The sequence below is a fragment of the Paenibacillus sp. 05T425 genome (assembly GCF_056396205.1).
On sequence record NZ_JBFTLA010000194.1, the window covers coordinates 1 to 352 of the forward strand.

1 protein-coding gene is annotated in these 352 nt (G+C 63.9%); it reads right to left on the reverse strand.

All coding sequences use genetic code 11. The features are described 5' to 3' along the window. The coding region (locus tag AC1DF0_RS32730; RefSeq protein ID WP_477577808.1) for a TolC family protein at positions 1-352 on the reverse strand (352 nt) is incomplete at both ends.

Consider the following 352-nt stretch of genomic DNA (forward strand, 5'->3'; position numbering starts at 1 on the left):
GCTCTCCTCGAAGGCACCGAGGGTTTCCTGGGTCAGTTTCAGCAGTTCCTTGTCGGCCTGCCAGGTCAGATAGGCATTGGCCACGCTGGCCACCAGACTGATCTGCGTGCTGCGCCGTGCTTCTTCAGTGGCGAAGTACTTCTGCAGGGCCTCTTCGCTCAGGCTGCGCACCCGACCGAACAGGTCGAGTTCATAGGCGCTGATGCCGACGGTGGCCGAGTAGGAACTGCTGATGTTCGCTTCGCCGGTTTGCGAGGCCCGTGCCGGAACCCGCTGACGACTGCCGCTGCCGGTGGCCGAAACCGCCGGGAACAGGTCGGCGCGCTGGATGCGGTATTGAGCCGCATAAGCG